This window comes from Bartonella sp. SL320, assembly GCF_059687635.1.
In genome coordinates, this window is record NZ_CM185143.1 from 1815878 (window position 1) to 1840348 (window position 24471).

Here is a 24471-nt window from a genome sequence, read left to right on the forward strand (position 1 = left end):
CCTCCTATAAACTACAAGAAACACAGCCATCAACCTCTGTGCCACTCAATGCGACTTGCCGCAATCGTACGTAGTAGATGCTTTTTATACCCTTTTTCCAAGCATAAATTTGTGCGCGATTAATATCACGTGTGGTCGCGGTATCAGGAAAAAAGAGTGTTAATGAAAGACCTTGATCGACATGCTGTGTCGCAACAGCATAGGTATCGATAATCTTTTCAGGACCAATCTCATAAGCATCTTGGTAAAAACTCAAATTCGTATTATCCATATAAGGAGCGGGATAATAAACGCGCCCAATTTTTCCCTCTTTGCGAATTTCAATTTTTGAAGCAATTGGATGAATAGAAGAGGTAGCATGATTAATATAGGAGATAGATCCCGTAGGGGGAACTGCCTGCAAATTGCGATTATAAAGCCCATACTTAATAACGCATTTCTTAAGCTCCTGCCAATCCTTTTGATCTGGAATAACAATATTATTCCGTGCAAAAAGCTCTTGCACAAGCGCAAATTGCGGTTTCCATTCTTTCTCGATATATTTTTCGAAAAAACGTCCATCTGCGTAAGCTGATTTTTCAAATCCTGCAAACATTTCTTGACGTTCGCGCGCAATTAAATTGGAAGCTCGTATGGCGTGATAGGTCACAGTATAAAAATAGATATTCGTAAAATCAATCGCTTCTGGAGACCCATAATAGATTTTCTCACGCGCTAGAAACCCATGCAAATTCATTTGTCCCAAACCAATCGCATGACTTTCCGCATTGCCTTTCGCAATGGAAGGGACACAAGCAATATTGCTCATATCAGAAACTGCCGTAAGAGCACGAACAGCAGATTCCACGGTCTGTCCGAAATCAGGACTTTCCATTGCTTTGGCAATATTCATTGATCCAAGATTACAGGATATATCACTTCCAACTGTGCGATAAGTTAAATCTGTCTCCAGTTCACTCGCCTCACTGACCTGCAAAATCTCTGAACATAAATTGCTCATACTGATACGTCCAGCGATTGGATTTAACCGATTAGCAGTATCCTCAAATAAAATATAAGGATAACCAGACTCAAATTGAATTTCTGCCAATGTCTGAAAAAAAACGCGTGCACTTATTTTCTTCTTACGAATCTTTGCATTATCAACAAAGGAGCGATAATGCTCTGTTAAAGAAATATCGCTAAAAGGTTTGCCTGTCACACGCTCAATATCGTAAGATGAGAAGAGATACATATCCTCATTATTCCGTGCAAGCTCAAACGTAATATCAGGAATAACCACACCAAGCGAAAGCGTTTTAATTCTGACTTTTTCATCAGCATTTTCACGCTTTGTATCCAAAAACTTCATAATATCCAAATGATGTGCGTGCAGATAAACAGCTCCTGCCCCTTGGCGCGCCCCAAGCTGATTAGCATAAGAAAAAGAATCTTCTAAAAGTTTCATCACCGGTAAAACACCAGAAGATTGATTTTCTATTTGCTTAATTGGCGCTCCAGCCTCCCGCAAATTTGTTAAACAAAGCGCTACACCGCCACCGCGTTTTGAAAGCTGCAAAGCCGAATTAACCGCACGGCCTATCGATTCCATATTATCTTCAACACGAAGCAAAAAACATGAAACCAATTCACCACGTTGTTTTTTTCCAGCATTTAAAAATGTTGGCGTTGCTGGTTGAAAACGCCCTGTAATAATCTCATCCACGAAACTTTCAGCAAGAGCTTTATTCCCTTGTGCCAAATATAAAGCGACAAGACAGACACGATCTTCATACCGTTCAAGATAACGTTTTCCATCAAAAGTCTTTAGCGTGTAGCTGGTATAGTATTTAAATGCGCCTAGAAAGGTAGGAAAACGAAATTTAAATGCATAAGCGCGTTTAAAAAGCTTTTTAATAAAAGAAAAATCATAAAGCTCAAATAAAGCCTTTTCATAATAACCTTCTTCTATCAAATAATCGATTTTTTCCTTCAGGTTATGAAAAAAGACTGTATTTTGATTAACATGCTGAAGAAAATATTGCCGTGCAGCAAGCCGATCCATGTCAAATTGGATATGACCATTTTCATCATAAAGATTAAGCATTGCATTCAGCGCATGATAATCAGTAATTTGATCAGATTTCTGTGACTGTTCTATACCAATTGTTTCCAAAATCTTTCCAATCCCTTTTTTACACAAATAACGTCTTCATCAGTTCCACGCAGCTCAAAACGATAAAGGCAAGGTACACAACATTTTTCAGCAATGATCTTACTTGCTAAATTATAATAGCGACCAAAATTACGATTCCCACCGCCAATGACACCACGAATTAATCTGCGGTTCTCAACTTCATTAAGAAAATGAATAACGGCTTTCGGTACTGCCCCTCTTCCTTCGCCATCCGCATATGTAGGAACAACCAATACATAGGGTTCACTAACTAATGCAGACGGTTTCCTTTTATCAATTTTGAAAAGTCGTTGACCAAGCTGCGAGACAAAATGTTCTGTATTACCCGTTGCACTCGAATAATAAACAATAAGTCCCATTAAGCACAAAGACCACTAATCATATCTGGCCTAAAACCAGACCAATGATTCTCGCCACAAACAACGACAGGAACTTGACGATACCCCAGAGATTGAACAAAATTGTATGCTTGTTCATCACAAGAAATATCAATAACGCGATAATGAATGCCTTTTGCATCAAAAGCACGACGCGTAGCATCACATTGGACACAAGATGGTTTGCTATAAATAGTGATCGACATTTTTTCAACTTTCATAATCTCAGACGATCAACTCTAAAAGAGTTAATCTAATAATTTTATAGGTACTCAAGAATAACAAAAAACAGAAATTGTACGCAAAACGTATGATTATTTTCAAAGAGCACGCAGCTTCCTGAACATAACAAAATTCCCCATCAAATAACTTCAAAGACGATGATGAGGATAAGCGATTATTCTACAACTTAAACGGCGTGCCCCTCTCGTTATAAAACAATCTTTTGCTTGCATTACAATTCCCTCCTGCTGTCTAAAAAACAAACGTTCTAAACCACTGCTTTTAAAGAGTTCTATTTTACTCTTTTACAGTAAAAATTAATTACAAAAATGAAAGGAAATTCTTCCAAAAAAATACTTCCGAAAGAATACTGCTATATCCTTGGTCAACCAAACTCTTTACAATAACATTGGAAATAACTTAGATACCAAACGAAACACACTAACACCCTCTCTTGTGCTTATTTAGAATCACCAATCATTTTGATACTATATATAGTATACACACTCTCTCTTTCGTCAAGGAGGATTCGACCATTATTTTGAATTTTCCACGCTCTTCCCACTAAAATATTTCAGTATGCAAACTATGTAATAATATAACATTTTATTGACAAATGTTATATTATTACATAGTTTCCAAAATAGTTAAGAAAAGATGGTACAAATTATGGATCTGCACTTCAATAAAGCAACGTTAGGCTATCGGAATAGAATAGCAATAAAGAATTTTTCAGCAAAGTTAAAAGCGGGTTCATTGGTTGCCATAACAGGTGATAACGGTGCTGGAAAATCAACGCTGCTAAAAACCATCGCCGGCTTGATTAAACCCCTTAAGGGAAAAATTACAAAACCGAAAAAAAGCCGCATTGCTTATCTTGCTCAGCAATGTGATATCGATCAAACATTTCCAATTGATGTAAAAACGCTTGTGAAAACAGGACTGTGGTCTTTTTGTGGATTATGGAAAAACCAGCGCCCTTATGATTCTAAAGTTCAAAATGCCCTTGAAATGGTTGGGCTCACAACACTTGCCACCCGTTCGCTTGACACATTATCAGGGGGACAATTACAACGCGCTCTTTTTGCACGTATCATTGTACAAGATGCCGATATTATTCTGCTTGATGAACCTTTCAATGGTATTGATCGTCATACTCAAAAAGATCTTCTTGCTCTGATTACATACTGGAAACAGCAAGGGCGGACAGTTCTCACAGCACTCCATGATCCTCTCATCGTACAAGAATTTTTTCCTCAAATGATTCAAATTAAGCAACAAAACGCCTTTTATGGAGAAACAACACAATTTCTCGACAATAAAATTCACCATATTATGCCCCCTCTCACCTCCAACTCTTTGTGTGCTCGTGTACAAAAGAATCTCTCTCCGATTAATGATGATTCTCTCTTTCTTAGGTTATAATCTACGTGTATGCATTTTTTCTTGCCCCCTTTGTTGATTTCCACTTTATGCAAAGCGCCCTTATCGGTTCTATTTTCCTGTCTATTAGCGCTTGTCCTGTTGGTGTTTTTTTGATGCTGCGTGGAATGAGTTTGACAGGAGATGCTATCTCTCATGCCATTCTTCCTGGTGTTGCAACTGCTTTTCTCATTTGCGGATTCTCCCTTATATCTATGACAATTGGTGGTATTTTCGCTGGCATTATTGTGGCCTTAGCAACCATTTTAATTTCACGAAATAGTCTTCAGAAAGAAGATGCATCTATGACCGTCTTTTACCTTATTGCACTGGCAGCAGGTGTCATCATTATCTCACTGAAAAATTCAACTATTGAACTACTTCATCTCTTATTCGGATCGGTTCTGGCAATTGATACACAAACCCTTTGGTTGATCAGCATCATAATGCTCATCACACTCTGCAGCCTTTTTATTTTCTGGCGTGCACTCGTCTTAGAAAGCTTTGATCCTCTCTTTTTTAAATCACTCTCTCCATTGAGTAAATATGTTCATATTTCACTGCTTGGACTCGTGGTGTTGAATCTGGTTGGGGGATTTCAATCACTAGGAACATTACTTTCCGTTGGCATTATGATGATTCCAGCAATTACAGCTCGTTTTTGGTTTTCTCGGCTCGTCCCTATCTGCGTGCTTTCCATTCTTTTTGGAATCATTTCTAGCATATGTGGCCTTTTGCTTTCTTTTCACCTTTCACTTCCCTCCGGCCCTGCTATCATCATTGCCGCGGGATTTATTTATCTTGTTTCTTGTCTGATAAGTCCACGTGGTTTTATTGTCACATGGTTTCCCCATCTCTTTTATACTTCCTCCTCACTTTAAGGAAAAGCTGTGTCTAGATTTACTCAAAAAATTTTTCTGCTTGGTGCTTTATTGCTTACCCTTTCTCCATTCTCTGCTTTTGCACATAATAAAATTAAAGTTGTGGCAAGCTTTTCTATTCTCGCAGATCTCGTAAAAAATGTAGGAGGCGACCATATCTCTATAACCACTTTTGTGGGTCCTAATGCAAATACCCACACTTATGAACCTACGCCCCATGATGCACAAGCTCTTAAAAATGCTGAAATTATTTTTATCAACGGACTTCATTTAGAAGGGTTTATTGACCGTCTTATTACAGCAAGCGGGACAAAAGCACTTCTCGTTGCGGTTAGTGCAAACATCACTCCTCTTGAAATGAAAAATCAAGAATATAATGCCCATCACCATCACAGCGCTCTTGATCCACATGCTTGGCAAACAATTCCCAATGTCGAAATCTATGTGAAGAATATCGCCGCTGCTTTTTGCAAAATTAATCCACAATCCTGCACCAACTACAATAAAAATGCCGAAACCTACATCAAAAAACTTAAAACAGCACAAGATACCTTAAAAACAAAAATTGCTACTATCCCTAAAAATAAACGTGTCATTATCACATCCCATGATGCCTTTGGCTATTTTGCCAAAGAATATGGCTTCACTATCCTTGCCCCTCAAAGCGCTTCAACAGAAGCCGAAGCAACTGCCGCTGATGTTGCTAAACTTATCACACAAATTAAAGAAAATAAGGCAGCGGCACTATTTGTTGAAAATATCTCTAACCCCCGTCTCATAAAACAAATTTCAAAAGAAACAGGTTTAAAAATTGGTGGAACACTTTATTCTGATGCATTGTCAAACGAAAATGGCCCTGCCGCAACTTATCTCGATATGATGGAGCATAATGTGAATACCATCATTAATGCCATTACAAAACATTAAAAAATCTTTTTATAGAAGAAAAAAGTCTTATATAATCATAAGCTTATGATTATATAACCACAATGATGTCTGACATCTATGATTGATAACAATGATCTGAAATAAAGTTAATTTTTTAGAAAAAATTTATACCTTATAGATACTCAGATAGATAAAATCATAAGTGAAATTATTGCCTTATGGAGCCAAAACCACAAACATTATTATTCTATTTTCCAACATTTCTTTTGCAATACTTCTCAACACTTGAAACAATTCATAAGCAGTATTTTTATTTTTTTCTTAAAGCGTTTTCGCCACACGATAACTCTCATTGATGATATGTAAGTAGGATTAGCCTATGGATAAAAATACTTGAAAAATGTCTCTTATGAATCGTTTTGATGTAAGGGGCTGGAGTAACATGAAAGACTGGCCAGAGAATCATAATATCCGTTTGCACTTTGTATAAGTATAAAGAGGGTAATATACAATGGACTTTATATTATATCACGCAGACAATTACATGAAATAGTAGGTGGAATAACCTTGAATAATGTTCTTTAAAACACATGCGTAAATTTGCGCTCCAATAGCGTTTTGATTGAGACATTCTGTTGTATATGATAAAGAATGAGGTAAACAAAATGTGCATCTTTATGATTTAAGAGACATTTCCTCAGATATTTTTGAAAACAACAATGCACAATTAAAAAACGATGCTAAAAGGTATCTCTTAAGGTATCCAAGCTCATTTTGCGACGGCACCCGTGAATGGTATAATGATAAATCTATTATGACCCCATCTTTACATTTATAAAGAAAAAAACTGGTCCTATTACACTATTTACTAGCCCTAGAAATTGCTACAACTCTTGCATCGAGATGGATTCATAAGAGGCATTTAAAGTCCTTATCTTAATCGTTTTTTATCCACACGGCTCTCCCCACTAGCTACGGTAAGCAAATGGTTTTAATTGATTTAACATAAAACAGATTTGGAATGAGAAAATCTTCTGGTATTTGAGATTCTCGCTCAATAAACAAATCAATGAATGATCATTTAAACCCATCTATTATGGTTCAGTAAAATGGACCTACTTTTGTACAAGCTATTTTGAACACCATCTCGTTTTTATGGATAAAATAGATTTATTGATATCACTAAGCAAAGCGAAGATATGAAGTACCTTAACGCTACCATTTGTGAATAATTTACTCTCTTTATTTTCCTTATTTATTCTTTATAAGATATGATTAATCAATTATTATCATTATTATTTTCAATGAAAAAACTTTGTTATATTTAAAAATAATGTTCTTCTTACAGACCGTAAAAAGAGTGAATTTCTTCAGATGAGTGTTTCGATATTCTCGATGTCATCTGACAATGGATCATGATAAAAATTTTTCATGTTTTTAATTTCATTGGTTATACTTTAGATTTTCTCAATGCAATTAAGAGAGCCAAAGATATTGTCACGACACAGCATAAAAAAAGTCTTGTCACATCAAACGATGTTTACCTATTCTTTGTCCGTTTTCCAGTGTTTTTGTTAAAAGTATGAAAATCTTGATGAGCGACAGTGAAACTTAAGTTTTGACCATAGTCGTGTGTTAAACGTTCTTTTATTTCAATCGTAAAAATAAGATTATTCCAACGTGTTAAAATATGGCACCCAGTTCCGATAGGCTTAATTAACTCAATTTGTGTGTGAAAGATAGGCCCTTTATCGGGGTGTTCACCTAATAAGATTATTTCGGGTCTGAAGGCTAAAAGATCAGTTTCTTCGCTATAAGAAAATGCATGCCCTAAATGTTGTTCTAGGACATGACGATCAAGAAAATTCATAGGAGGAGAGCCAATAAAATCGGCAACAAATGTGGTTGCTGGAGTGTCATAAATTTCCATTGGTGTTCCAATTTGCTCGATAGCTCCTTTATTCAAAACGACTATTCTATCGGCTAATGTCATGGCTTCTAGTTGATCATGGGTAACATAGAGGCTGGTTGTTCCTAACGAACGCTGTAGCGTTTTTATCTCAATACACATTTGTGCCCGTAATTTTGCATCAAGATTTGAAAGAGGTTCATCAAAAAGAAAAACTCGGGGTTGACGTACAATCACGCGCCCCATTGCAACACGCTGGCGTTGACCTCCTGATAATTGTCGTGGTTTACGATCAAGAAACGGTTCTATCTCCAAAAGTTTTGCAGCATGTGCGATGCGTTTTTTTATTTCTTCCTTAGGGGTTTTTCGATTTTTCAGACCATATTCTAAGTTTCCACGAACTGTCATATGGGGATAAAGAGCATAGTTTTGAAAAACCATCGCAATATCACGCTCTGCTGGTTCACGATCATTGATACGTTCATTATCAATATACAAATCACCTGAAGTGACTTGTTCAAGTCCTGCGACAATACGTAACAAGGTTGATTTTCCGCATCCTGAGGGACCAACAAGAACAAGAAGCTCTTTATCGGCAACAGTTAAATTTAAATCATCAATGACCAGAATGCCGTTTTCGTACTGTTTTTTTATATTTGATAACTGGATTATGGCCACAATTACTTCTCCGTTTCAATAAGGCCTTTGATAAAAAGCCGCTGCATGCAGATAACAACAAGAACAGGGGGTAGCATGGCAATAACCGATACTGCCATAAGGATATTCCATTGAGGATCATGTTGTAGTGATTCGATAACAAGCTGTTTTAAAATAACAAGAATCGTTTGATGGTTTTGATCCGTTGTAATAATAAGAGGCCAGAGATATTGTATCCATCCATAAATGAACATAATGATAAATAAAGCAGCGATATTACTTTGACTGAGAGGAAGAAGAATATCCTTAAAAAATTTAAATGGTCCTGCGCCGTCAACACGGGCGGCTTCTAAGAGTTCGTCAGGAACAGTTAAAAAAAATTGACGAAATAAAAATGTAGCGGTTGCGGATGCAATAAGTGGAATAATCATTCCACTATAGGTATCTATCATCCCTAATTTCGCAACAACCTCATAGGTTGGCAGAATGCGAACTTCAACAGGGAGCATTAAGGTAACAAAAATAAGAACAAAAGCAGTTTTTCGGAAAGGAAAACGCATGTAGACAATGGCATAAGCAGACAAAAGTGAAATAATAATTTTGCCAATGCTAATCCCTAAAGCCATAATGAGTGAATTCATTAAGAGTGGCCAAAGATTAGGTAGACCGCGTTGTGCAAGGCCATCCCCAAAAATTGTTTTATAGTTTTCCAGAGCATATTTCCCAGGTAAAAGAGGAATTGTTCCGGCATTAAATGTTGCTGAACTATGGGTTGACGCAATGATAGCAACATAAACTGGAAAGAAAATAATGAGAATGCCAACAATCAGCGTAATATGGGTTAGAAATTTTAAAACAGGGCGATTTTCAACCATAATGTGTTTCCTAATATTGTACACGACGCTCAATCCAACGAAATTGGATAAACGTTAAGACAATAACCATCAACATCAAGAGTGTTGATTGTGCTGCTGACGCACCGATTATTTGATTTCTAAAGCCATCGTCATACACTTTATAGACGAGAGTACTCGTTGCACGTGCAGGACCTCCAGAAGTTGTGTTATCAATGATACCAAAAGTGTCAAACATAACATAATTGATATTGACGATAAGAAGGAAAAATGTTGTTGGTGAAATTTGCGGAAAGACCACTGTCCAAAATCGTTTAAAAGGACCAGCACCATCAATGGCTGCTGCTTCTATTTGAGAACGCGGAACAGACTGAAGACCCGTAAGAAAAAAGAGAAAATTGTAAGAAATCTGTTTCCAGCTAGCCGCAATAACAATCAGAATCATCGCCTGAGTACTGTTCATACGATAATTCCATAGCACCCCTATTTTCTCAAGAAGAAAAGGGATAATCCCAATGGTGGGATGAAAGATAAACAACCATAATATACCTGCCAATACTGGAGCAACAGCATAGGGCCAGAGCAAAAGCATTGTATAAGCCTTTTTTGCACAGATAACACGATCAACACAGACAGCCAAAAGAAGGGATATTGTCATTGAAGCGACAGTAACTGAGATAGAAAATACGGCTGTTGTAAGAAGTGATTGCAGATAAATAGGATCAGAAAGAACGGTTAAATAATTTTCAAAACCAATAAAGGTTGTTGTAAAGCCAAAAGGATCTTCACGCTCAAAGGATGATTTTATGGCTTGAGCAGCAGGCCAAAAGAAAAACAAAAAAGTCACAAGAAGCTGAGGGAAAAGTAGTCCGTAAGGAAGGAAACTATTTTTAAAATATGCTTGTTTTTCTTGCATTCGTAGGGCTCTTTAAATGTAGAGACTTTAAAAAGATAAACAAAAAGGACTCAACTGTTTTTGTTGAGTCTTTAATGTTTAACAAAAAAACGAAACTAATGATTGGATTTTTCAAATTCACGTAAGAGTTTATTGCCACGTTTAACGGTCTCATCTAAACCATCTTTCGGTGTTTTTGAACCACTAAGAACAGCTTCTAACTCTTGATCAAGAATGGTACGAATTTGTGGTAAATTACCAAATCTTATTCCTTTCGAATTAACTGTTGGTGGATTAAGATTGATCTGTTTGATCGCAATATCAGCCCCTGGCGTTTTTTCATAAAAATGTTGCTTTTTGCTCAATTCATAAGTTGCCTTTGTGGTTGGAAGATAACCCGTTTTTTGATGCCATTTTGCTTGATTTTCTGTTTTTGACAGAAATTTAAGAAAAGCCGCTGCTCCAGCATATTCCTTGGGAGTATGTCCCTTAAATGTCCAAATAGAAGCACCCCCAATAACTGAGTTTTGCGGTGCTCCTTCTACATCTTTATAGTACGGGAGCATACCAACGCCCACATTAAACTGAGCTTCAGAAGCAATTCCACCATATGATCCTGAAGATTGCATAAAAATTGCACAGCTTTGTGCCATAAACATCGGCGCTGAATCGAGTGCACCTGCTGGACCACCATAGCGGAAAATACCTTGATCAGACCATCTTTTCAAATCCGTCCACATACGCACTTGTAAAGGTCCATTAAATGTAAGTTCTGCATCGAGCCCTTTAAAGCCATTTTCCTTCGTTCCAAAAGGAACATTATGCAACGCTGAAAAATTTTCTATACCAATCCATTGCGCTGCATAAGCCATGGTAAAACCACATGCAGCCGCTTTAGTCTCAAGAATTTTTTTGGAAAAGTCTTCTATATCTTGCCACGTTTTAGGGGGCTGTTCTGGATCAAGTCCTGCTTTTTTAAAAATATCTTTATTATAATAAAGAACAGGTGTTGAAATATTGAATGGCATAGAGACCATATGACCCTGTTCATCGGAATAATAACCGCTAATCGCAGGAAAATAATCTGTTGGATCGAATTCTTGTTTTGTGTCAGCCATAAGTTTATAAAATGGGTAGATCGCGCCTTTTGCTGCCATCATCGTTCCAGTACCAACGTCATAAATTTGAGCGAGCACTGGTTGTTTCTTTCCACGAAATGCTGCAATGAGTGAAATCAATCCCTCTTCATACTCACCGCGAAATGAAGGCACAATTTTATACTCAGATTGGCTTGCATTAAAATCGTTAATGAGACTTTCTGTTTGCTTTCCTAGTTCACCACTCATAGAATGCCAAAAGCTAATTTTTGTCTGCGCAAAACCTTCTGTTATTCCCGCTGTTGTCATTAGGATAGCAACCGTGGCCGCTATGGAAAGATAAAAACGACTCATGGTTCACCCTTTCTGAAGTGATGGAATACAAACTATCCTTAAAATTACCGTATTACACATGAATATACTATGATTGTTTAAATAACATATCGCCTCATTTAAACAGGAACCACCAAAAGGTCAAATGAATTTGTTTCGATTTATTCGTTTTCCTTATATCATCTTTCTCAATGTATTGACGAAATGTGCGCTTGTAAATATCTGAAAAAATCAGAAGGATTCAACAAGAAAAGTAATCCGTAAAAAGATAAAAAGCTATCGCTCATCAGTACCATTCAATAGCGATTATCTGGGTCTATTATAATATCTGAATTGACTTGTTTCAAAAAAGAGCTGTTTATTCTTTTATTTATTTTTGTCCTACAACTTCTCACTTACAATCTTTAAGTGAATTATTTATACTTACAATATCATTGTTGAAGCAGAGCTTTTAAATTTATTAAGAAGTTATTGACATCTTAAGCTTCTGATCCTCTCACCAAAATTACGATATTAATACTACATTTAATCAAAGAGACATAGACTTTTGTCTTAAAATAAAGAACCATTGTAAAGCGCTTTAATCATCTCCACCCACAATGGAATTATGTCCTACATGCAAAACAAAATGACATTATATTACGCATTTTCATGCTATTAAGAAACCTTTCAATACATCTATTAAGAGTTCCTATAAAATAGGATACAAAAAGTCTCTCTGCTACAGTATATAAGACTTTTTGCATGTCATCATTTTTAGACTTCGTAAAAATGAAAAACAATACCATCAATAAGCCCCTAATAATGCAACGCACTTTGCATTTTAAATGCATTTAAATGAATATTTTATTCTTTTCTCAATAGTTTTTGTTCACACACCAACCCATTTGTAATGTGTAAGAAAATAATTTTCAGATTATCACAAGATCTAAAGTAAGAGAATCTTACGTATTAAACTCTCTCATTCAACATAAAGTCTATGAATTATCATTATAAATTAATGTGTCATTTTATGTATTCGACAATACTTCCTTCCTCCATTACGCTGACTTTATGAAGGTAGAGGGATTTTATAAATATAGAGTTTATCTTTGTGCACGCAATTGTAATGCAAGATCAGGTTGATCGGTTGTAATATAATGTACAGGCATATCAAGCCAGTGCGATAAGCGAGCTTTCCCATTGATTGTCCATACCCCTACGGTAAAACCAGCTTCAAGAGCTGCTTCAATAAAGTCCTGTGAGGCAATGGAACCATCTAAACTGAGATCAGAATAGCCTAATTGTTTCCATTCAGAAAAATGACGGTTCATATCACCTTCAAAATTATCAACACATGGACCAGAAGGTATTCCTGCTTCAATAAAAGGACGAAGGACCAAAGGATCAAAACTAATGGCAGAAACCCGTTCTGTTAAATTTCGGCTTTTTATGAGTGCAAGCGCTTTTTGAGATAATATTGTTTCACGCTCCACTTCACCACATGTTTTGATTTCAAGGTGCAAACCAACATTGGTTGGTGCTAAAAGATCAAGAACTTCTTCTAGCAAAGGAGGTGCCTCGCGGCTCCCCTTCACGCAGAGCTGTTTGCGTGTTTCATTATCAATGTCGTGGATATATCCCTTTTTTCCAACCAATTGCTCTAAACGGAAATCATGAAAAACAACTACTTCACCACTTTTCAACAAATGAACGTCGCATTCAATTTCATCAGCGCCTAACGCTATAGCGTTACTAAAAGCTAAAAAGGTATTTTCAGGATAAAGATGGGCTCCACCACGGTGTGCAACAATTTTTTTCTCAGACATGCAAAATTTCACACTTCTCAATTTTAAATGACAATGATTTAAAAGACTTGGACTCTCAATGATATGAGTGCACAGATTTTCAGAAAGGCTTATACCCTATAAACGAGAACAATTATTTCTTTTAAGATCTTTTCTACATTTTTCTAAATATCCAGCTCTCAATCATATTTTATGCTTAAAAAGCTTGTTCTTCATTTCAATTATTCCCATTCAATGGTACCAGGAGGTTTTGAAGTGACATCATAAACAACACGATTAATGCCTCTAACTTCATTAATAATGCGTGATGCTGTCTTGCTTAAAAATGCCATATCATAGGGATAAAAATCCGCAGTCATTCCATCAACAGACGTAACAGCGCGAAGCGCACAAACAAATTCATACGTGCGACCATCTCCCATCACACCAACAGTCTGGACAGGAAGAAGGACAGCAAAAGCTTGCCAAATTTCGTCATAAAGACCGGCTTTACGGATTTCCTCAAGATAGATAGCATCTGCTTCCCGTAAAATTTCTAATTTTTCACGGGTCACAGCCCCTGGACAGCGAATTGCAAGACCGGGACCTGGAAAAGGATGGCGGCCAATAAACTGCTCGGGTAACCCTAACTCTCGTCCCAGCATGCGAACTTCATCCTTAAAGAGCTCACGTAACGGTTCTACAAGTTTTAGTTTCATCTGTTCTGGTAGCCCACCTACATTATGATGGCTTTTTATGGTGACCGATTGACCAATGGCAGAGACACTTTCAATAACATCTGGATAAAGTGTTCCTTGTGCCAAAAACTCTGCACCACCGATTTTTTTAGTTTCTTCTTCAAAAACTTCAATAAAAAGGCGACCAATCGTCTTGCGCTTTTTTTCTGGATCTGTCTCACCTTTTAGAGCATTAAGAAATATATCGGTAGCATCAACGTGAATAAGCTCTATGTTATAGTGATCGCGGAATAATGTAACAACTTCCTGCGCTTCATTCTTACGCATTAAGCCATGGTCAACCAAAATGCATGTCAGCTGGTCTCCTATGGCTTCATGAAGGAGCACCGCTACAACGGATGAATCCACCCCCCCTGAAAGACCACAAATCACACGACTTTTTCCAACTTTTTGTCGTATTGTGGCAATGGCCTGCTCGCGATAAGAAGCCATTGACCAATTACCTTTAATCGCAGAGATCTTATGAATAAAATTTTGTAAAAGTTTTGTACCATCCGGTGTATGGATCACTTCAGGATGAAACTGTACCGCATAAAAATGTCTTTTTTCATCAGCAATGGCCGCATAGGGTGCTCCTTTCGAGGTTCCTATAACACGAAAACCTTCCGGTAAAGCTGCTACACGGTCGCCGTGACTCATCCATACTTGATAACGAGAACCTTTTTCCCATACGCCATCAAAAAGGGCACTCTCCTCTTGGATTTCCAAAAAAGCACGACCAAATTCACGCTCATGTCCAGCTTCAACCTTTCCTCCAAGCTGAACACACATGACTTGCTCCCCATAACAAATCCCCAAAATAGGAATGCCGGCCTCAAAAATTTCCATTGGAGCACGCGGAGAACCTTTATCAATAACGGAATAAGGACTCCCGGATAAAATAATAGCTTTAGGATTTATGCGGTGCAAAGCTTCTAAAGCCAATTGAAAAGGAATAATTTCACAGTATACCCCCATTGCTCGGACCCGTCGAGCAATAAGTTGTGTCACTTGTGAACCAAAATCAATAATAAGAACAGTGTCTGAATGTGATATGCTCATAAAAAACCAATCAACAATTGAAAAAAGAGAACTCACGAGAGTTATGATTCAATCTTTCTCTTTTCACAAGCCTGTTTTTTTGAAGAAAAAGATTATTCTCGTAAAATTTATGATAAAAAATGCAAAAATATCGATCAATGTTTTTTTTGCAACACAGATAAAAAGAACCCATCTGTTTGTGTTGTTGCAGGCGATAAAGTCAGTCCATAATTGGAAAAAACGGGTTGCACCGGCGAAGAACTAAAATGTTTCTGCCAAAGTGCTTGCATATCTATTGGATAAAAATGGGAGTGCTGTTGAAGAAAATGGGAAATTTGTTCCTCATTTTCATCTGCAAAAAGAGAACAAGTAATATAAACTAAGCGTCCATTTGGCTTAAGATAATCTATCGCCTCATTCAAAATAGCCCTCTGTTCTGTTTGGCGTTGTTTTACCTGCTCTAATGTTAAACGCCATTTTGCATCAGGACGACGACGCCATGTTCCTGTCCCACTACAGGGTGCGTCTAATAAAACTCTATCCATCTGCCCTATTAAGGACTTCAATTCTTCTTTTTGTGCACGTGTTTGTACATTACGAACACCAGCACGTCGAAGTCGATCAAAAATAGGAGCCAAGCGCGCTTTATCACAATCATAAGCATAAATTTGCCCACGGTTTTTCATATCGGAAGCTAAAGCTAATGTTTTGCCACCAGCACCTGCACAATAATCTAATACTTGCATACTTTCTTGCGCTTCCACAAGATGAGCAACAATTTGAGATCCTAAATCCTGTATTTCAAAGTGCCCTTTTTGAAAAGCTGGTTCCACTTGAACATTGGGATGGCGATCAAATTTTTCAATCGGAGCAACTCTTAAAGCTTGCCGAAACCACGCAAAAGATTGAAGTTTGGTTTTTGCTAACTCTTTTAGTACCTTTTCTGGTGTTGCCTTTAGGTTATTTACCCGTAAATCTAAAGAAGGACGCGTTGCTAACGCAGCCGCTTCCACGATCCAATGATCACCAAACAAAGGATAAAGATGCGCTTGACACCATTGAGGAATATCACCACGAATATAGTCTGGTGCATCTGCTAATTGTCGCCTTTGCCACGACTTGCGCTGTTTATCCTCTAATAACTGTGGTGCAAACCGGTCTCCTTCTAACGCACTATCAATTTGCTCCAGCGTCATTTTTCCAGTATCTAATAAGGCAGCAAAAACAATATCCCGAATATCATCACTTTCTATACGCCATTGTAAAGAATATCGTCGTCTTAAAACATCATAAACGACTGTACCAATGGCTGCACGATCACCTGCTCCAGCAAAACGATGAGAAAGCCCCCAATCCTTTAAAACTTCTCCGACAGGGCGATGCCTCATTTCTATCTCTTTGAGAACATCTATTGCTGCTTGCAAACGCCCACCTAATCGCATTCATTTCTCCCATTAATATCATAAAATTCTAAGCCATTTAGAAAATAGTATGATCTTCTTTTTGCCAATAAAACCTATTCAAAGCCATTAAAAAATTACATTCAATATCAAAATGATCTGATCATACTTCTTTATAAGTTTATAAGATCCAATTGAGTGTCTCTAGATTTTTCCTGTCATTTTTTACCATTGGCTTTTTATCCTTCTAAAAGACATAAGATCCTCTTGTGCTAAAAAATACGTTGCCTCTATAAAGATCTGTTTTCCGCTATACATTACAAAAAAACAAAATTCTTTAATTATTGCGTAAAATGAAATTTTCTCGACTTATCTAAACAACAGAAAAAATCAAAGAACCTCCATCTTGAAAAGGTTATCCCTTTAGAAAAAATAGAAAAAGCTTCTAACAAAATAAGATAGGCTCACCTTTTTCTCTACAAAAAATTAACTTTTTAGAAAATGCTTGGAACCACTATTTGGCATGACCGTTTTTAACATACTGGCAACTGCCAGATAATTTTAAAGGAGAAAATAATGACTTATAATAATGAAAAAACAACTTCATCTAAAAGCCGTCATAATACAATGCCCTCAAACAATGGAAAGAAATCCGTCCAAAGTGATCAGACAAACAATCGCCAACGCGCGTCAAAGACGGGACGCAAGACAACAAAAAGTTAATTCTAACTTTATATAATTTACTTCACATAAGTCTCAACCGAAAGAATTAGAGCTTTAACCTCTAATTCTTTCTTTTCTAGGACTATTACACCAAATTATAAACAGAAAAAAGAGCACCTTTCTTGTTCTTAGAAGATTTTATATCTATGCGATATGTTTCTTGGCTCTTATTCCTTCAAACTGGGCCCCGATAATTTGGACTCTCCCGTGTGATCGAAACATCATGCGTATGACTTTCATGGAGTCCCGCATTGGTAATACGAACAAACGTTGCTTTTTTACGAAACTCTACGAGATCTTTCGCCCCCACATAGCCCATAGACGCACGCAGTCCACCAGCAAGCTGATGGAGAACTGATGCTATAGGACCTTTATAAGCCACCTGCCCCTCTACACCTTCCGGAACCAACTTCAATTCATCACGAACATCATCTTGAAAATAACGATCTGCTGATCCTCGTGCCATAGCACCAACAGATCCCATACCGCGATAGGCTTTAAAAGACCGACCTTGATAAAGATAAACTTCACCGGGACTTTCTTCTGTCCCCGCTAAAAGAGAACCGATCATGGCTGCACAAGCCCCACCCGCTAGAGCTTTGGCAAAATCACCCGATGCCTTGATCCCACCATCAGCAATGATGGGAATGCCTGCTTTTTCAGCAACTTCTGCCGCATTCATAATGGCTGCAAGTTGAGGGACACCGACACCTGCAACAATACGCGTTGTGCAAATAGAGCCAGGACCAATACCAACTTTTACCGCATCTGCACCACTGTCAATCAATGCTTGCGTTGCTTGAGCGGTCGCAACATTCCCAGCAATGACAGCTGGAGAGGAAGCCATCTTTTTAATCCGTTCAACAGTTTCTAGCACACGTTGAGAATGCCCATGCGCTGTATCAATAACCAATACATCAACACCTGCGTCAATGAGACGTTCAGCACGTTCAATCCCATCATTCCCAACACTGCTAGCCGCTGCGGCACGCAAGCGCCCTTGAGAATCTTTAGCCGCATTTGGATTTAATTTTGCTTTTTCAATATCCTTAACTGTTATCAAGCCGACACAACGATTTTGTTCATCCACAACCAATAATTTTTCAATACGATGATGATGTAAAAGATATTTTGCTTCATTGAGTTGGACATTTTCACGCACCGTGATCAAATTTTCATGCGTCATTAATTCATAAATTTTTTGTTTTGGATCCGATGCAAAACGAACATCTCTATTGGTCAAAATTCCAACAAGTCGTCCTGCAGACTCACCTTTAGCACTATTTTCAACAACCGGAATACCTGAAATACCATGAAAACGCATCAAAGCTTTCGCTTCTTCAAGTGTCGCATCGGGTCCAATTGTGACTGGATTAACAACCATACCAGATTCAAACTTTTTTACTTGCCGAACCTCTTCTGCCTGCTCTGCAGGAGACATATTACGGTGGATAACCCCAAGACCACCCGCTTGAGCCATAGCAATTGCCAAACGCGATTCTGTTACCGTATCCATAGCAGCGGAAAGTAATGGCAAATTAAGCTGAATATCAGCTGCAATGCGCGTCTTAAGATCCACTTGACTAGGCATAACAAGAGAATGACCGGGCTGTAAAAGTACATCATCAAAAGTTAGCGCCAATGCACCTGTCCCCGTTTCAACAATCTTTGCCATAGCAAAATTCCTTTATAATAAAATATTATAATAAAACACCGCAAGGAGCTTTAAAATACAACTGCGGTTCTCATACAAGGTAGATTGGCAAAAAATTATGCCATGCTACAAACAAAATGAAAAGAAAAATAAATATTTTTCATGAAATGTGGTTTATAAAAATTTTACAATTGTGATTCAATGGGTAACCAACTTATTATTTTTGCAAAGGTACGGCGCCAAAAATTACTTTCTGGCTCATAATCAGTGCTATATTTTTTTTCATTTTCAATAAAATCCCAGTAAATACGATTATTATCACCAAGACGAAGATGATAACTCATTTCTTTGGTTATTTCTTCAGAAAACAACAAATCTAGTCTTGCTGTAATAGGGGCACATTCAAAAAGAATGCCCATTTCTGTATTGAGCGCTGCTGATCTGGGATCAAAATTTAAAGATCCAATAAAAGCTGTTTTACGATCAACTAAAAAAGCTTTAGCATGTAAACTTGCCTTACTTGATCGAAACAATCGTAACCCCTGGGTGTTGCCTTCCGCTTTTAATTCATAAAGCTTAACACCGCTTTTCAACAGTGCCTTACGATATGAGACATAACCACCATGCACCAATGCTACATCGGTTGCAGCTAAAGAGTTCGTCAAAATTTTAACATCCACACCTTTTGAAACCAAATTGCTAAAATTCTGCGTACCAACCTTCCCAGGGACAAAATAAGGGGATGTAATCTGAACCGTTTTTTGAGCATTGCCAATGACCTTTGAGAGGACCTTCATAAGCCAATTACCTGTTTTTTTACGCAAGGCTTTTTCTGGAGGGTCAGAAAGAACAACAACCTTATCGGCTAAGAATAACCGCTTTCCTGCTTGCATAAAACCATCAAAGTTAATGTGCTCTTTGACATAATCCAAATAAACTTTTGCAACCTTGGAATCACGAAATTTCCGTAATTTATCTTTCCAATAGCTAAGGTCGCTTGCGCTTTTAGGAACAACTAAAGTATGAATGGGTAAAACAACAGCACTATTCCAAAAATCATCAAAAATACTTTCCACTTTTTTCACAGAGGGACCGATTAACATCAAATCTAAATCTCGAAAATGAGATTCTTCACCAGCATCAAAATAAGAATCTGCAAGATTACGTCCTCCTACAAAAGCGACCCTACCATCAACAATAAAAGCTTTATTATGCATTCTACGTGTTACAGTGATTGCCCGTAATATAATCTCTAAACCACGGCGCAAACCACCTTTACGTGATCGCCCTGGGTTAAACATTCTCACCTCAATATGAGGATGTTTATCAAGCGCAATATAAGCTGGATCACGTGCCTGAGCATTAATATCATCCAAAAGAAGCCGTACCCGAACGCCCCGATCAGCGGCCTCAACGATTTCACTCAATAAGAGGCGCCCCGTTAAATCATCATCCCAAATATAATACATCAAGTCAAGGCTACGGCCGGCCTCAGCGGCTCCCAGTGCACGAACACAAAACGCATCTAAATTGCTGATGATAAGAGAAAGAGCATCTTTATCAACTCCCAGCCCATTTTCTTTCTCAGCTAATTGACCGACAATACGATCAAGCCTCGTTTCATCTTTCTTAATAGGCAATGCATAAGAACTTTGCCCTCTAGCATTTTTTACAAAACGCCCATAGGTATAAATTGCCAACATAGACGCAATTAAAAAAAAGAGAATAAAGCCAATAATAATCTGTAAAAGAGTCAAAGAGGATAAACTTTCTATTTTTACGCTATCGTATCACCAGTGATACAAACTGCTATACTCATCATTTTATCTTAACCGTATAGAAGATAAAATGCCACTTCTTGCTTAAGAGAGTATAAATTTAATATTGATGATACAAAAAATTTAGCAGTAAGTTTAAACAGCCTTTAAAAACATCTGCCTTTTCTTTACTGGATATAAATTTAAATAAATTTGCGTAAAATAAAGTTTATATTTGATTTAAACCTACAACATCATCCTCTATCTCTATAGATAATTTTAACAATAAATGATTGTTTTCTTAAATCGTTCACCCATAGACTGTATTAAAAGCCCCACTCCTTTTTTGAAACCTATTCTTGTCATCAAATAGAGAGTTGTTATGAATTTTACTTTCGTTCTTGACTCCTTACCGCTCTTAATTCTTCCATCTTTCTATAAAGTGTAGAGCGTCCGATATGAAGGCGGCGTGCAATCTCACTCATATGTCCCTTATAATGTTTAACCGCTTTCTCGATAATATCATGTTCCATCTCTGAAAAAGTGCGCACATGCCCATCAGTATTCAAAAATTGTATTGACTCTTGTTCATCACCTTCCTTCATATTACCCTCAATGATATTTGGAACACTCATTAATGAATTTCCCATTAATTGCGGAAAATCTCGAACAGTTAATAAAGGTCCTTCACTGAGCAAAATCGCACGAAATAAAAAATTTTCAAGTTCATTTCTATTGCCAGGCCAATCATACTGCATAAGCAAGGAAAGAGCCGATCCTGCTAAACCATGAACATGTGATCGTCCTGTTTCTGTAATAATGCGATTAATCAAACGTTGGATGATCTCTGGAAAATCATCTCTTAATTCTCGTAAAGCAGGAACACTAATAGACGAATGGGAAAATTGTTCAAATAAACTATGCGAAAAAAAGTTCTCTTTAACTAAGTCCTTTAAACGCGATGTTGAAATAGCAATAATTCGGAAGGGAAAAAGCTCTCCTTTTGTATTGCTTTCTCTTTCTTTAAGGTAATGAGCTAACCGCTTTTGCTGTATGGGCTCAAGTCGATCAATATCACAAAGGCAAAGAGTTCCTTTTTCAAGCGAAGAAACCAATGGAAGAAATTCTTGAAACCAATGCTGATTTTCTTTTTCTGGATCAACAATCGCTGAGCATTGAAAACGAATAAAAGTGCCCTTTGAGAATAAACCCTCATGATGAATAATCCGAGCTAATGTCTCACGGCCTGTTCCAACTTCACCTTCTATCAAAAGATTCTGTGAAGTCGTTGCTGCTATTCTTGATTGTTCTAAAACGATCTGCATCGCTCTACTTTTTATGCAAAGGTCAGAAAACCTTAAATGATTCTCTTTCTTTCGTCGCATATCTCGAACCTCATGCTCCAAAGCAGAGATAAAAGCAAGAATATCCAAAGTAACTCTTACGCGTAATAATGTTACTGGATGAATCCAATAATCAATAGCGCCAGCGGTTAAAGCTTTTTGGAGTAAATTCTGATTCTCTTGTTGTGCTATCACAATAATAGGAACAGAAACACCAGCAACTCTAATCATTTTAATCAAATCACTGACACTCAAATCAGTCATAACAACATCAAGGAGTGCAAGCACAATGTTTTTACGCCTGTGTAAAAGATCAATCGTACGGAGGCCATTTTCTGCTTCAATGACACGGTAACCAAAACCTCGGAGCATAGCAGAAAGCTCTATACGTCTTCCATAATCTTCACTCGCAACAAGAATGGGACCAACCATAATGTCAATAATCTCCTTTGAGACTACTCAGCGGCTTAATGTAACACTTGTTGTAAACCATAAGAAATATTTCACCTCTTGTGTTTCACTTACGAACTTCATCAAGCTGTTAATAAAATACAACATTAAGGCATTTTTTTCCATTTTTTTGCCTTTTCATTGATTTTCATCAAATTTTTCATATTGACTCACGGTGTAATTTAATAATTTTATAGAAAATAGAGAGCAAAATAATCTAAATAGAGTGAAATAAATGAAACATACCTATCATATTTTATGTCTTACAATCATCGCTTTGCTATTAAGTGCCTGTAGCTTTTCGCAATATTATAACTCCAATATGCCAACTGGAATTGATGGAAAATGGATTGATGAGAATGGTATTATTTCTTCTTTCCATAATGGTATTTTTGAAACGCGTGCAGCAGATACAGAAGAAAAACTGTCAGAAGGAGCATATAATTATCTCAATGCTCAAAATATAGAAATTGAAATACGCTCTATTCTCCGTGGAACAATTTCTAGAGTCAATTGTACCATGTCATATGACGCCACACAACTTCTCTGTACCTCACATACCGGATCACAGTTTTTCCTTAAGCGGAAATCTTAAATAAAATAAAAGTGAAGCTTCTCTTAATTAAAAATAGAGGAAGAACATACATAAAACAGGAGGTGATCCTTTCGCCTCCTGATAGAAAATCCTCTCTCATAATACGCAAAAACATGGATATAATCTCTATCCATGGAATTTTCTAAACATGATAAAATGCGTAAAATAATCTTTTTCTTTTACAAAATATCAGCAAAGAATCTCTTCATAATAAAATTTCATAATAAAATTATGACTTTATATCGTTCAATCTATTTTAGCCTAAAATAATATTTTATCTGATAGGAAACTTTAATCTAAGCAGCACCGATGCGCAAAAGATCATGAAAATGAACAATTCCTATCGGTTTTTTATCTTCAACCACGAAAAATGCACCAATATGATAATCATTAATAAAAGCCATTGCTGCACCAACAAGTGTATTTGGCTTTACAACTTTAGGATCCTTGGTCATTACCTCATCAACATTAAATTTTGATAAATTAAAATGAATGTTCCGTGCAAGATCACCATCAGTCACAATTCCGATGAGTTCATCTTTTGTGTTGATAACACCAACACAGCCAAAATGTTTCTCTACTAAAACATTCATCGCTTCAATCATCGTTGTTCCCTGCATAACCAAAGGAATACGATCACCCTCATGCATAATATCACGCACGTATTTAAGGCTTGCACCAAGAGAACCACCAGGATGATATATTTTGAAATCGGTTGCTGTAAAACCACGCATTTCTAAAAGAGAAACCGCTAAGGCATCTCCCATTGCCAATTGCATAATTGTTGACGTTGTAGGTGCTAAACCATGGGGACAAGCCTCTTCTACCTTTGGTAATAAGAGAACAATATCAGCTTGTCGTCCTAACACAGAGTATTCACTTGATGTCATGGCAATAAGGGGAATACGAAAACGTGCAGCATAACTCATAATACCACTTAATTCTTGTGTTTCACCAGACCATGATAAAGCAAGAATAACGTCATCCGATCCAATCATCCCAAGATCACCGTGATTAGCTTCTGCAGCGTGAACAAAAAAGGCAGGAGTTCCCGTTGAAGCTAAGGTTGCTGCAATTTTTGTCCCTATATGACCACTTTTCCCAAGACCCGTAATAACCACATGTCCACGAGCACTTTTAATGGTTTGAACAGCCGCTTCAAAAGAAGATGAAAGATTGCCAAGAAGAGCTGTTTCAAGAGCTTCAAGCCCTTGTTTTTCACTCGCAACTGTTTTAAGCGCTGATGTAACAGAACCCTGCAAAGCCTTAAGAGATGATATTGTCATAATCAAAT

Annotated in this window: 19 protein-coding genes; 5 read left to right on the top strand and 14 right to left on the bottom strand. The window is 37.2% G+C overall.

The features are described 5' to 3' along the window. Nucleotides 1-4 precede the first annotated feature (4 nt). The 3 genes from nrdE to nrdH are packed head-to-tail and all read right to left on the bottom strand — an operon-like array spanning nucleotide 5 to nucleotide 2759. On the bottom strand, nucleotides 5-2155 hold the full coding sequence (gene nrdE / locus AC6ER8_RS07470; RefSeq protein WP_497078083.1) for a class 1b ribonucleoside-diphosphate reductase subunit alpha: 2151 nt from the start codon (nucleotides 2153-2155) through the stop codon (nucleotides 5-7). Further along, nucleotides 2137-2535 (bottom strand): class Ib ribonucleoside-diphosphate reductase assembly flavoprotein NrdI, encoded by a 399-nt coding sequence (nrdI, locus tag AC6ER8_RS07475; protein ID WP_497078084.1) that lies wholly within the window; start codon nucleotides 2533-2535, stop codon nucleotides 2137-2139. Before nrdI ends, nrdE begins: the two co-directional genes overlap by 19 nt. Then, nucleotides 2535-2759 (bottom strand): glutaredoxin-like protein NrdH, encoded by a 225-nt coding sequence (gene nrdH / locus AC6ER8_RS07480; protein ID WP_142415928.1) that lies wholly within the window; start codon nucleotides 2757-2759, stop codon nucleotides 2535-2537. The genes nrdI and nrdH overlap by 1 nt, the downstream gene beginning before the upstream one ends. Before the next feature lie 685 nt (nucleotides 2760-3444). On the opposite strand from nrdH, the gene AC6ER8_RS07485 reads away from it, so the two are divergent. From AC6ER8_RS07485 to AC6ER8_RS07495, 3 genes are read left to right on the top strand one after another with little or no spacing between them, the layout of a single operon-like run. Beyond that, nucleotides 3445-4200: an ABC transporter ATP-binding protein gene (locus AC6ER8_RS07485; RefSeq protein ID WP_497078086.1), complete on the top strand. Its 756-nt coding sequence runs from the start codon at nucleotides 3445-3447 to the stop codon at nucleotides 4198-4200. A 5-nt stretch (nucleotides 4201-4205) separates the two neighbouring features. Further along, on the top strand, nucleotides 4206-5078 hold the full coding sequence (locus AC6ER8_RS07490; RefSeq protein ID WP_497078088.1) for a metal ABC transporter permease: 873 nt from the start codon (nucleotides 4206-4208) through the stop codon (nucleotides 5076-5078). Between the two features lie 9 nt (nucleotides 5079-5087). Further along, complete coding sequence (locus AC6ER8_RS07495; protein WP_497078090.1) at nucleotides 5088-6005, top strand: metal ABC transporter solute-binding protein, Zn/Mn family; 918 nt, start codon at nucleotides 5088-5090, stop codon at nucleotides 6003-6005. A 1501-nt stretch (nucleotides 6006-7506) separates the two neighbouring features. On the opposite strand, the gene AC6ER8_RS07500 is transcribed toward AC6ER8_RS07495, so the two are convergent. From AC6ER8_RS07500 to AC6ER8_RS07530, 7 genes are all read right to left on the bottom strand, one after another. Further along, on the bottom strand, nucleotides 7507-8553 hold the full coding sequence (locus tag AC6ER8_RS07500) for a sn-glycerol-3-phosphate import ATP-binding protein UgpC (RefSeq protein WP_497078092.1): 1047 nt from the start codon (nucleotides 8551-8553) through the stop codon (nucleotides 7507-7509). 2 nt (nucleotides 8554-8555) lie between these two features. Then, nucleotides 8556-9407 carry a sn-glycerol-3-phosphate ABC transporter permease UgpE gene (gene ugpE, locus AC6ER8_RS07505; protein ID WP_497078094.1) on the bottom strand — a complete coding sequence of 284 codons (852 nt, stop codon included), beginning with the start codon at nucleotides 9405-9407 and terminating at the stop codon, nucleotides 8556-8558. A gap of 10 nt (nucleotides 9408-9417) precedes the next feature. Continuing rightward, the gene (gene ugpA, locus AC6ER8_RS07510; RefSeq protein WP_497078096.1) at nucleotides 9418-10302 is read right to left on the bottom strand and encodes a sn-glycerol-3-phosphate ABC transporter permease UgpA; all 885 of its coding nucleotides are present in this window, start codon (nucleotides 10300-10302) and stop codon (nucleotides 9418-9420) included. A gap of 95 nt (nucleotides 10303-10397) precedes the next feature. Continuing rightward, complete coding sequence (gene ugpB / locus AC6ER8_RS07515) at nucleotides 10398-11732, bottom strand: sn-glycerol-3-phosphate ABC transporter substrate-binding protein UgpB (RefSeq protein WP_497078098.1); 1335 nt, start codon at nucleotides 11730-11732, stop codon at nucleotides 10398-10400. Nucleotides 11733-12796: 1064 nt separating this feature from the next. Continuing rightward, nucleotides 12797-13519 carry a glycerophosphodiester phosphodiesterase gene (locus tag AC6ER8_RS07520; RefSeq protein WP_497078100.1) on the bottom strand — a complete coding sequence of 241 codons (723 nt, stop codon included), beginning with the start codon at nucleotides 13517-13519 and terminating at the stop codon, nucleotides 12797-12799. A 200-nt stretch (nucleotides 13520-13719) separates the two neighbouring features. Further along, nucleotides 13720-15276: a glutamine-hydrolyzing GMP synthase gene (guaA, locus tag AC6ER8_RS07525; RefSeq protein WP_497078102.1), complete on the bottom strand. Its 1557-nt coding sequence runs from the start codon at nucleotides 15274-15276 to the stop codon at nucleotides 13720-13722. Nucleotides 15277-15410: 134 nt separating this feature from the next. Next, nucleotides 15411-16697, bottom strand: a complete 1287-nt coding sequence (locus AC6ER8_RS07530) for an RsmB/NOP family class I SAM-dependent RNA methyltransferase (RefSeq protein ID WP_497078104.1) — start codon at nucleotides 16695-16697, stop codon at nucleotides 15411-15413. 534 nt (nucleotides 16698-17231) lie between these two features. On the opposite strand from AC6ER8_RS07530, the gene AC6ER8_RS07535 reads away from it, so the two are divergent. Continuing rightward, on the top strand, nucleotides 17232-17378 hold the full coding sequence (locus AC6ER8_RS07535) for a hypothetical protein (protein ID WP_497078105.1): 147 nt from the start codon (nucleotides 17232-17234) through the stop codon (nucleotides 17376-17378). A 175-nt stretch (nucleotides 17379-17553) separates the two neighbouring features. Here AC6ER8_RS07535 and guaB read toward each other — a convergent pair whose 3' ends face one another. The 3 genes from guaB to AC6ER8_RS07550 form a co-directional block, all read right to left on the bottom strand. Further along, on the bottom strand, nucleotides 17554-19053 hold the full coding sequence (guaB, locus tag AC6ER8_RS07540; RefSeq protein ID WP_497078107.1) for an IMP dehydrogenase: 1500 nt from the start codon (nucleotides 19051-19053) through the stop codon (nucleotides 17554-17556). Between the two features lie 164 nt (nucleotides 19054-19217). After that, entirely contained in the window at nucleotides 19218-20789 is a 1572-nt protein-coding gene (locus AC6ER8_RS07545; protein ID WP_497078109.1) for a phospholipase D family protein, read from the bottom strand. Between the two features lie 389 nt (nucleotides 20790-21178). Further along, on the bottom strand, nucleotides 21179-22564 hold the full coding sequence (locus AC6ER8_RS07550) for a sigma-54-dependent transcriptional regulator (RefSeq protein ID WP_497078111.1): 1386 nt from the start codon (nucleotides 22562-22564) through the stop codon (nucleotides 21179-21181). A 253-nt stretch (nucleotides 22565-22817) separates the two neighbouring features. Between AC6ER8_RS07550 and omp10 the strand changes: the two genes are divergently transcribed. Then, nucleotides 22818-23177: an outer membrane lipoprotein Omp10 gene (gene omp10, locus AC6ER8_RS07555; RefSeq protein ID WP_497078113.1), complete on the top strand. Its 360-nt coding sequence runs from the start codon at nucleotides 22818-22820 to the stop codon at nucleotides 23175-23177. Nucleotides 23178-23473: 296 nt separating this feature from the next. Here omp10 and AC6ER8_RS07560 read toward each other — a convergent pair whose 3' ends face one another. After that, nucleotides 23474-24463: a KpsF/GutQ family sugar-phosphate isomerase gene (locus AC6ER8_RS07560; protein ID WP_497078115.1), complete on the bottom strand. Its 990-nt coding sequence runs from the start codon at nucleotides 24461-24463 to the stop codon at nucleotides 23474-23476. Nucleotides 24464-24471: the final 8 nt, after the last annotated feature.